The organism is Streptomyces chilikensis, assembly GCF_001642695.1.
GTDB classification, from domain to species: Bacteria; Actinomycetota; Actinomycetes; order Streptomycetales; family Streptomycetaceae; genus Streptomyces; species Streptomyces chilikensis.
Window position 1 is genome coordinate 2,820,827 of the sequence record NZ_LWCC02000005.1, and the last position, 10,159, is coordinate 2,830,985.

The following is a 10,159-nucleotide window of genomic DNA, read 5'->3' on the forward strand; positions in this document are numbered from 1 at the left end:
ATCCCGGAATGTCTGATTCCGGCGAAGTGAGAGATGGGTCTCAGAAGCCCTGATCGTCTTTGAAATCCCGGCCCCGGCGTGGCTAACGTCGAACCGCTCGCAGCAGCGGGCCCCGGCGGCCGTCACGCCTAATCCTGCCAACGGCCGCACGGGACTTGTCGTCGCGTCATGCGCCGCAGGCAGGAGCGGGGGAACCAGGTAGGCGCCGGGCCCGGCGGTCACATCGCCGGGACCGGCTAGGGGTGAAGCCGCGCACCGTGAGGTGCGCGGCCGGGCGGCCCTCATAGCCCGAACCCGACAGCTCACCTCGCAGGCGTCGGTGAGGGGATACCTCCATGTCGTTTACCTGCCAGGGCAAGCACCGTCGTCCGTCCAAGGCCAAGCGCGCTCTCGCCGTCGCCGGCCTCACCGGCGCGGTCGTGGCCGCCCCGCTGCTCACCGCGGGCACCGCGTCCGCCGCCACCGAGTCCGAGTGGGACGCCGTCGCCCAGTGCGAGTCGGGCGGCGACTGGTCCATCAACACCGGCAACGGCTTCTACGGCGGTCTGCAGTTCACCAGCCAGACCTGGGCCGGCTTCGGCGGCACCCAGTACGCCGCCCAGGCCAACCAGGCCACCAAGGCCCAGCAGATCGAGATAGCCGAGAAGGTCCTCGCCGAGCAGGGCCCGGGCGCCTGGCCGCACTGCGGCACCGGTCTCTCCGGCACCCCCTACCAGGGCGGCGCCGCCGAGGCCCCCGCCCAGGAGGCGCCGCAGCAGGAGGCCCCGCAGCAGGAGGCTCCGGCCCCCGCTCCGCAGCCCGAGGAGAAGCCGGCCCAGCCCGCCAAGGCCAAGAAGGCCCCGAAGGCGGAGAAGGTCACCACCCCCACCGGTGAGAAGGTCCTCAAGGGTGACGGCGAGTACAAGGTCGTCAAGGGCGACTCGCTCAGCCTGATCGCCGAGGAGCACGACATCAAGGGCGGCTGGAAGAAGCTGTACAAGCTCAACAAGGACGTCGTCGAGGACCCGCGGCTGATCTACCCGGGCCAGATGCTCCACCTGGGCTGACCGGCCCCCGGACGGAGTCCCGGGAGCCGGCCGGTCCGGAGTCCGGGGAGTCCGCGGAATCCGCCCCCGTGCGCGTCGTCCTCGCGCACGGGGGCGGTCCCGTTTCCCCGTGATCGGCCCGGGGACTTTTTGTTTCGGGCCGGAACAATTAATCTCCTGTTACCCCTCCGTACGGGGGGCGACCGGCTGGCCGATCCCGCCCGGCCGGTTAGGCTCGGTCTCGCAGAGCCACGAAGGCTGTGCACCCCGTGCCGGACCAGGTGGTCCGGCGCCACTCGCGTCACATCCCAGAAGGAGATGCTCGTGCCGTCCATCGACGTCGTCGTAGCCCGGGAAATCCTGGACTCCCGAGGCAACCCCACGGTCGAGGTCGAGGTCGGCCTCGACGACGGCAGCACCGGCCGTGCCGCCGTCCCGTCCGGTGCCTCCACCGGCGCCTTCGAGGCCATTGAGCTCCGTGACGGTGACAAGAACCGTTACCTGGGCAAGGGCGTCGAGAAGGCCGTCCTCGCCGTGATCGAGCAGATCGGCCCGGAGCTCGTCGGTTACGACGCCACCGAGCAGCGCCTGATCGACCAGGCGATGTTCGACCTGGACGCCACCGACAACAAGGGCTCGCTCGGCGCCAACGCCATCCTCGGCGTCTCCCTCGCCGTCGCCCACGCCGCCGCCGAGGCCAGCGACCTGCCGCTCTTCCGCTACCTGGGCGGCCCCAACGCGCACCTGCTGCCGGTGCCGATGATGAACATCCTGAACGGCGGCTCGCACGCCGACTCCAACGTGGACATCCAGGAGTTCATGATCGCGCCGATCGGTGCCGAGTCCTTCTCCGAGGCCCTGCGCTGGGGCACCGAGGTCTACCACACGCTGAAGAAGGTGCTGAAGGCCAAGGGCCTGGCCACCGGCCTCGGCGACGAGGGCGGCTTCGCCCCCAACCTCGGCTCCAACCGCGAGGCCCTGGACCTGATCCTCGAGGCGATCAAGGAGGCCGGCTACACCCCCGGCCAGCAGATCGCCCTCGCCCTCGACGTCGCCGCCTCCGAGTTCTACAAGGACGGCACGTACCTCTTCGAGGGCAAGGAGCGCTCCGCCGCCGAGATGACGGAGTACTACGAGGAGCTCGTCGCGGCCTACCCGCTCGTCTCCATCGAGGACCCGCTGTTCGAGGACGACTGGGACGGCTGGAAGGTCATCACCGAGAAGCTGGGCGACAAGGTCCAGCTCGTCGGCGACGACCTGTTCGTCACCAACCCCGAGCGCCTCGGCCGCGGCATCGAGGAGGGCGCCGCCAACGCCCTGCTGGTCAAGGTCAACCAGATCGGTTCGCTGACCGAGACCCTGGACGCCGTCGAGCTGGCCCAGCGCAACGGCTTCAAGTGCATGATGTCCCACCGCTCCGGCGAGACCGAGGACGTCACCATCGCCGACCTCGCCGTCGCCACCAACTGCGGCCAGATCAAGACCGGCGCCCCGGCCCGCTCCGAGCGCGTCGCCAAGTACAACCAGCTGCTGCGCATCGAGGAGATCCTCGACGACGCCGCGGTGTACGCCGGCCGCAGCGCCTTCCCGCGCTTCAAGGGCTGACCCCCGGGCCGGCCGGCCCACGGCCGACGGCGTGCCCCCGGAGCCCCGCTCCGGGGGCACGCCCCTGTCCGCGCCCCGCCCCGCTCCGGCGTCACGTACCGTGTGCGGGGAAAGAGCACGCGGGACAGGCACAGGACGAAGAAGCACGGCACACGGACGCCGACGGGGAGGCGCGGAGAAGATGGCGCAGAACCGGGACCGGTTCTCCACGACCACCCGGCTGCGGCTGCTCGGCGAGCAGACCGCCGCCCGCGTCTACCGCTCGCAGACCCGCCGCCAGGCCCGCCGCTCACGGCTGACCGGCCGGGCCGCGCTGCTGGCCCTGGTGCTGTGCACCCTGATCGTCGCCCTGGCCTACCCGACCCGGCAGTACGTCTCCCAGCGGGCCGAGATCGCCGAGCTGGAGGAGGAGCGCGACGCCGCCCGCGAGCGGGTGGAGGAACTGCGCGACCTCAAGGCGCGTTGGAAGGACGACGCCTACGCCGAGCAGCAGATCAGGAAGCGGCTGCACCACGTGCGGCCCGGCGAGACCGGTTTCACCGTGCGTGGCGCCGCCTCCGCGCGGAGGCCGGACGCCGGCCGGCCGGCCGCGGACCGCCCCTGGTACGCCATCCTGTGGGACGACGTCGACCGGGCCGACCGGGCCGCCGACGCCGCCCCGGCCCGCTGACGCCCCACCCGTAGACCGAGAGAGCAGAACCCCAGGCATGGAAACGCCCCCGCCGCCCACCGAGCGCACCGAGCCCACCGAAGCGGACGTCGAGGCGTTCCAGCTCCAGCTGGGCCGCCCCCCGCGCGGCCTGCGCGCCATCGCGCACCGCTGCCCGTGCGGGCAGCCGGACGTCGTGGAGACGGCCCCGCGGCTGCCGGACGGCACGCCCTTCCCGACGACGTACTACCTGACCTGCCCGCGCGCCGCCTCCGCGATCGGCACGCTGGAGGCGGACGGCGTCATGAAGGAGATGACCGAGCGCCTCGGGACCGACCCGGAGCTGGCCGCCGCCTACCGCGCCGCGCACGAGGACTACATCCGGCGCCGCGACGAGATCGAGGTGCTCCAGGGCTTCCCCAGCGCGGGCGGCATGCCCGACCGGGTCAAGTGCCTGCACGTCCTGGTCGCGCACTCCCTGGTGGCCGGACCGGGCGTGAACCCGCTCGGCGACGAGGCACTCGCCATGCTGCCCGAGTGGTGGCGCAAGGGCCCGTGCGTCACGCCGGGCGCGTGCTCCGCCGAGGGCCGGGAAGACGAGGAGGGCGGCGCGTGACCAGGGTCGCCGCGATCGACTGCGGTACCAACTCCATCCGCCTGCTGGTCGCCGACGCCGACCCGGCCACCGGCACCCTGACCGATCTCGACCGGCGGATGACCGTCGTCCGGCTCGGCCAGGGCGTGGACCGCACCGGCCGGCTCGCCCCGGAGGCGCTGGAGCGGACCTTCGCCGCCTGCCGGGAGTACGCCGCGGTCATCGAGGAGCACGGCGCCGAGCGGATCCGCTTCGTCGCCACCTCCGCCTCCCGGGACGCCGAGAACCGTGACGAGTTCGTGGCCGGCGTCCTCGGCATCCTGGGCGTCGAGCCCGAGGTGATCACCGGCGACCAGGAGGCCGAGTTCTCCTTCACCGGTGCGACCCGCGAGCTCGCGGGCCGCACCGACCTGGAGAAGCCCTTCCTGGTGGTGGACATCGGCGGCGGCTCCACCGAGTTCGTGGTCGGCGAGGACCACGTGCGCGCCGCCCGCTCGGTGGACGTCGGCTGCGTGCGGATGACCGAGCGCCACCTGGTCGACCACGGCACGGTCGTGGACCCGGCCACCGAGGAGCGGATCGCCGCCATACGCGCCGACGTGGAGGCCGCCCTGGACCTCGCCGAGGAGACCGTGCCGCTGCGCGAGGCCCGCACCCTGGTCGGCCTGGCCGGCTCGGTCACCAGCGTCTCGGCGATCGCCCAGGACCTGCCCGAGTACGACTCGCGGGCCATCCACCACTCGCGCGTCCCCTACGGGCGGGTCCGCGAGATCACCGGGCGGCTGCTGCGCGCCACCCACGCCGAACGCTCGGAGATCCCCTCGCTCCACCCCGGCCGGGTCGACGTGATCGGCGCGGGCGCGCTGGTGCTGCAGGCGATCATGGAGCGGACCGGCGCGGAGGAGGTCGTGGTCAGCGAGCACGACATCCTCGACGGCATCGCGTGGAGCATCGCCTGAGCGTCCGCCCGGACGCGGCGCATGACATGAGTCACACAACCGGTGCGGACCGGGAGGGCAACTCTCCCGGTCCGCACCGGTTTGTTCCCGGCCCCGCCCGCGCCGGTCCGGACGGTGACCATGAAAGACCAGGGCGGATTCGGTCAACGCCCCATAAAATCGCGGAGGTTGACCACCGCCCCGCGCGTCACGCGCAGGCGGCCCCGCAGACGGGCCCCGGCGGCGGTTCCCGCACTCCTTCCGCACCCGTCGCGCATTTCGCCCCAGGAGGCATGCTCGTGCAGAAACGCCGTTACCTGGCAGTGGCCGCCGCTCTCGCCGTCGCCTCACCGCTCGCCCTGTCCGCGGCCTCGCCGGCGTTCGCCGAGCCCGCGCCGGCGGTCACCGCGGCCGGGTCCACCGTCCAGGAGCTGGAGAAGGCCCTCGCCGAGGCGCGTACGGCCTACGCCGAGGCCATGCGGGCACGGATCGAGGCGTACGACAAGGTCGAGGCCCTCCTCGAGTACGACAAGGACAACCCGCCCGCGCTGGTGGTCGCCGCCGAGAAGGCGCGCAAGGCCGCCGACGAGGCGAAGGCGGCGCTCGACGCGGCGGCCAAGCGGGTGGACGACGCCAAGGCCGCGCTGGCCGAGGCGGACGAGGCCGGCAAGGCCGCGGCGGAGCAGGAGCTGGCGGACGCCGAGCTCGCCCTCGCCGACGCCCGGCAGCACCACCTCGAGGCGGCCGAGGCGGCCGAGCAGGCCGGCACCGAGCTGGACGACGCCCGGGTCGCCGTGCTGCGGGACTACGAACTCGCCAAGAAGGCCGAGAAGGCCGCCGAGGAGGCGCTCGCGAAGGCCGAGGCGGCCCTCGAGAAGGCCAGGCAGTGCAAGAAGGACAAGGCGCTCAAGGCCAAGGCGATCGGTCTGCCCGAGCAGCTGGTCGCCGGCGAGCGGGCGACCTTCACCTTCCGGATGACCAACGGCAGCGAGCACACCCTCGACATCCGCCCGCTGACGTTCGTCCTCATCGACTCCGGCGGCGACCAGGACGACCTGAAGGCCGAGTGGAAGGACGGCGACGGCTGGAAGGCGCTGGAGACGGCCGAGAGCCCCGACGTGACCTTCGCGGGCGTCGAGCCCGGCGAGCGCGTCGACATCCGGATGCGGCTGACCCTCGACAAGGACGCGGAGAAGGGCCACGCGGTGGCGGCCTTCGCCGTGGACCCGGCCGAGGACGCGGTCCCCTGCCTGTACGGGCCGATGAAGTCGTACGACCTGGAGGTGCTGCCGGCCGGCAGCACGCCGAACCCCTCGCCGTCCGGGTCCGGTGATCCCTCGGCGAGCCCGAGCCCGAGCCCGAGCCCGACCGGGTCCGCCACCGCCTCCCCGAGCGCCGCTCCGGGCGCCAGCCCGCAGGGCGGCACCGGCGGCGGTCTGGCCGCGACCGGCGCCGAGGTGACCTCGGTCGCCCTGACGGCCGCCTCCGCGCTGGTGCTGGGCGCCGGCGCGGTGGCCGTGTCCCGCCGCCGCAAGGCGGGCGCCCGGTCCTGACCGAGTCTCAGGACACGGCCCGGCGGCGCGCTTCGGCGCCCGCCGGGCCGTGGCGTGTCCGCCCCACGTCAGGGCGGCGCGGGGCCTTCCGGCGGCCGGCCGGAGCCCTCCCCGGGAAAACCTTCGTGAAGTTCTTCACAAGGAATTGTCCCCCGGAGGGCGACAAGGGGCGCGGAGGGCGGGCCCAAGAGGCCCGAACCGGCGGTTCCGCCCGTTCGGGCGGGGAGTTCGCCGGGAGTGGCGGGCGGGTGGACGCGCCACTGTTTCGTGATCCTCACACCGCCCTTACATCGACAAGGAGCAGCTCACGGGCCATTGACAACGAGACGGGGGTGCACGTCGTTCCCCTCCGGCGCAATGATCTGGATCACGTGAGCGGCGCAGTGTAGCAGAGCACCGGTAGGACCTTGTGAAGGGGCGCACGAAGGGCACCCTCCGGGGAGGTGGATACTCGATGCCATGAGCACCACGGAGCGTCCCAGGATCCTCGTTGTAGGCGGTGGGTACGTAGGCCTGTACGCGGCACGACGCATTCTGAAGAAGATGCGCTTCGGCGAGGCGACCGTCACGGTCGTCGACCCGCGCTCGTACATGACCTACCAGCCCTTCCTCCCCGAAGCCGCCGGCGGCAACATCTCGCCGCGCCACGTCGTCGTCCCGCTGCGACGCGTGCTGCGCAAGGCCGAGGTGCTGACCGGTCGCGTCACCACCATCGACCAGGACCGCAAGGTCGCCACGGTCGCCCCGCTCGTCGGCGAGGCCTACGAGCTCCCCTTCGACTACCTCGTGGTCGCGCTGGGCGCGGTCTCGCGGACCTTCCCGATCCCGGGTCTGGCCGAGCAGGGCATCGGCATGAAGGGCGTGGAGGAGGCCATCGGCCTGCGCAACCACGTCCTGGCCCAGCTCGACAAGGCCGACTCCACGACCGACGAGGAGATCCGCCGCAAGGCGCTCACCTTCGTCTTCGTCGGCGGCGGCTTCGCCGGTGCCGAGACGATCGGCGAGGTCGAGGACATGGCCCGCGACGCGGCCAAGTACTACAAGAACGTGTCCCGCGAGGACATGCGCTTCATCCTGGTCGACGCCGCGGACAAGATCCTCCCCGAGGTCGGCCCCAAGCTCGGCCAGTACGGCAAGCAGCACCTGGAGTCGCGCGGCGTCGAGGTGCACCTGTCCACCTCCATGGACTCCTGCGTCGACGGCCACGTGGTGCTGAAGAACGGCCTCGAGGTCGAGGCGGGCACCATCGTGTGGACCGCCGGCGTCAAGCCGAACCCGGTGCTGTCGCGCTACGGCCTGCCGCTGGGTCCGCGCGGTCACGTGGACTGCGCTCCGACCCTCCAGGTCCAGGGCACCGACTACATCTGGGCCGCGGGCGACAACGCCCAGGTTCCGGACCTGGTCGGCCGTGCGGCCGGCAACCCGAACGCCTGGTGCCCGCCGAACGCGCAGCACGCGCTGCGTCAGGCCAAGGTCCTGGGTGACAACGTCCTCTCGGCGATGCGCGGCTTCCCGCAGAAGGACTACAAGCACGCCAACAAGGGCGCGGTGGCGGGCCTCGGCCTCCACAAGGGCGTGGCGATGATCGTCATGGGCAAGATGAAGATCAAGCTCAAGGGTCGTCTCGCCTGGTACATGCACCGTGGTTACCACGGCATGGCCATGCCGACCTTCAACCGCAAGATCCGCGTCCTCGCGGACTGGACCCTCGGCGCCCTGACCAAGCGCGAGGTCGTCTCGCTGGGCGCCATGGAGCACCCGCGCGAGGAGTTCTACGAGGCCGCCAAGCCGGCCCCGGCCGCCGTCCCGGCCGCGGCTCCCGGCGGTACGGCCGAGAAGGTCGAGGAGAAGGCGAAGGCCTGACCTCCCCCACCGGCACGGGCCCGAAGGGGCCGCCCACCTTCCGTGGTGCGGGCGGCCCCTTCGGGTTTTTCGGTTCCCGGCCGGTTGCCGCCGGTTGCGAGGGGTTGCCGCCCGGTTGCGGCGAGTTGTCGGCGTTGCTTTTCAGCCGATCGTTTGCTTTTCGGACGTCCGGGCCGGACGGCGCCGATGTTTCGGGATGTTTCGGAGCCACTGGCTGTTTACAGCGGGTTCACACGCGCCCTATGGTCCCAACTGGGAGCGCTCCCACCCCCACGTTTCTATGTCATGCTCCTGTCGCGCATTCGGGCGGACGCCCGGCCGCGCGCACGTCGGCATGACCGGCGAAAGGGTCACGTGCCGTGATCAGATTCACCCGCCGCTTACGCGGCATGAAGCGCAAGACCTCCTTGCTCACCGCGTTCGCCACCGCGCTTTCCGGCCTCGGCCTGGTACTGGTCGCGCAGGCGCCCGCAGAGGCCCACGGCGTGGCCATGTCCCCCGGCTCACGGACCTACCTCTGCTACAAGGACGCGGTCTCCGGTTCCGGCGGGGTCGCCCCGACCAACCCGGCCTGTGCCGCCGCCATCGCCCAGAGCGGTTCCTCGTCCCTGTACAACTGGTTCGCGGTCCTCGACTCCAACGCCGGCGGACGCGGCGAGGGTTACGTGCCCGACGGGACCATCTGCAGCGCCGGCGACCGGTCCCCGTACGACTTCCGGGGCTACAACCTGGCCCGCAACGACTGGCCCAAGACGCATCTGACGTCGGGCGCCAGCATCCAGCTGAAGTACAGCAACTGGGCCGCCCACCCCGGCTCCTTCCGGGTGTACATCACCCGCCAGGGATGGTCGCCCACCCAGCAGCTGAAGTGGTCCGACCTGTCGCTGATCCACACCGTCACCAACCCGCCGCAGTCGGGCGCGGTCGGCACGGACGGCGGCCACTACTACTGGAACACCCCGCTTCCGTCCGGCCGTTCCGGTGACGCGCTGCTGATGGTCCAGTGGGTGAGGTCGGACAGCAACGAGAACTTCTACTCCTGCTCCGACATCGTCTTCGACGGCGGGAACGGCGAGGTCACGGGGATCCGCAACGGCTCGACCCCGCCGCCCACCACGCCTCCCCCCACGACGCCTCCGCCCGGTGACGGGACCACCTCCTGCATGGCGCACTACAAGGTGGTGAACTCCTGGAACGGCGGCTTCCAGGGCGAGGTCCAGGTGATGAACCACGGCACCGCCGCCACGAAGGGGTGGAAGGTCAACTGGACCCCGGGCAGCGGAACGAACATCAACAGCCTGTGGAACGGCACCCACACCACATCGGGTGGATCCGTGACGGTCACCAACACGTCGAGCAACGGCTCGATACCGGTGAACGGCTCGACCACCTTCGGGTTCACCGCCAACTCGACGGGCAACAACCTGCCGTCCGGCACCATCTCCTGCACGGCCTCCTGACCGCGCGGAGCCGCACCTGCTGAGGTGACGGGTCCGCGGGCAGCCGACCGGCTGTCCGCGGACCCGGGCACCGGCTCCGCGGCGCCTCGAGCGGGCCTCCGGCGGGCAGTGGTGGAATTCCGTCAATCTCTGGTTGACGACGTCCTCCGGGCGACCGGCTCCTGGCAGGCAGGTGCTGATCAAGGGAGTCCTGACGGTCCGTCAGAGCCCCGTAAAATAAGACAACTTCGCAGGTGTGCTGCTGTTCGAATGGGGTCCCGACGCTAGGCTCAGGCCTCGCTGCGCGCCCAAGACCGGCCCGGGTGGTGGAATGCAGACACGGCGAGCTTAAACCTCGCTGCCCCTCGGGGGCGTACCGGTTCGAGTCCGGTTCCGGGCACACCCGTTACACCCGGCCCTGATGTGTGAGGGCCTCCCGCGCCGGTGCGGCGCCCAGCCGGGCGCCGCACCGGCGCGGCGCGGCTGGGCCAC

Annotated in this window: 8 protein-coding genes, 1 tRNA gene and 1 riboswitch; all 9 genes read left to right on the forward strand. The window is 71.6% G+C overall.

Features of this window, described 5'->3' with window-relative positions; all coding sequences use genetic code 11:
* Nucleotides 1-161: 161 nt before the first annotated feature.
* A riboswitch (cyclic di-AMP (ydaO/yuaA leader) is annotated at nucleotides 162-331 on the forward strand.
* Between the two features lie 4 nt (nucleotides 332-335).
* Complete coding sequence (locus A2U95_RS12665) at nucleotides 336-1,046, forward strand: LysM peptidoglycan-binding domain-containing protein (RefSeq protein WP_166022224.1); 711 nt, start codon at nucleotides 336-338, stop codon at nucleotides 1,044-1,046.
* 303 nt (nucleotides 1,047-1,349) lie between these two features.
* The gene (gene eno / locus A2U95_RS12670; RefSeq protein ID WP_206282872.1) at nucleotides 1,350-2,630 is read left to right on the forward strand and encodes a phosphopyruvate hydratase; all 1,281 of its coding nucleotides are present in this window, start codon (nucleotides 1,350-1,352) and stop codon (nucleotides 2,628-2,630) included.
* 181 nt (nucleotides 2,631-2,811) lie between these two features.
* Complete coding sequence (locus A2U95_RS12675; RefSeq protein ID WP_166022226.1) at nucleotides 2,812-3,300, forward strand: FtsB family cell division protein; 489 nt, start codon at nucleotides 2,812-2,814, stop codon at nucleotides 3,298-3,300.
* 37 nt (nucleotides 3,301-3,337) lie between these two features.
* Nucleotides 3,338-3,895 carry a DUF501 domain-containing protein gene (locus tag A2U95_RS12680; protein ID WP_166022227.1) on the forward strand — a complete coding sequence of 186 codons (558 nt, stop codon included), beginning with the start codon at nucleotides 3,338-3,340 and terminating at the stop codon, nucleotides 3,893-3,895.
* Nucleotides 3,892-4,833, forward strand: coding sequence for a Ppx/GppA phosphatase family protein (locus A2U95_RS12685; RefSeq protein WP_166022228.1), 942 nt, complete (start codon nucleotides 3,892-3,894; stop codon nucleotides 4,831-4,833). The genes A2U95_RS12680 and A2U95_RS12685 overlap by 4 nt, the downstream gene beginning before the upstream one ends.
* Nucleotides 4,834-5,105: 272 nt before the next feature.
* On the forward strand, nucleotides 5,106-6,365 hold the full coding sequence (locus A2U95_RS12690; RefSeq protein ID WP_166022229.1) for a hypothetical protein: 1,260 nt from the start codon (nucleotides 5,106-5,108) through the stop codon (nucleotides 6,363-6,365).
* Nucleotides 6,366-6,824: 459 nt separating this feature from the next.
* Complete coding sequence (locus tag A2U95_RS12695; RefSeq protein ID WP_166022230.1) at nucleotides 6,825-8,228, forward strand: NAD(P)/FAD-dependent oxidoreductase; 1,404 nt, start codon at nucleotides 6,825-6,827, stop codon at nucleotides 8,226-8,228.
* 389 nt (nucleotides 8,229-8,617) lie between these two features.
* Nucleotides 8,618-9,688: a lytic polysaccharide monooxygenase auxiliary activity family 9 protein gene (locus A2U95_RS12700; RefSeq protein WP_166025132.1), complete on the forward strand. Its 1,071-nt coding sequence runs from the start codon at nucleotides 8,618-8,620 to the stop codon at nucleotides 9,686-9,688.
* A gap of 296 nt (nucleotides 9,689-9,984) precedes the next feature.
* A tRNA-Leu gene (locus A2U95_RS12705) sits at nucleotides 9,985-10,067 on the forward strand.
* Nucleotides 10,068-10,159 lie beyond the last annotated feature (92 nt).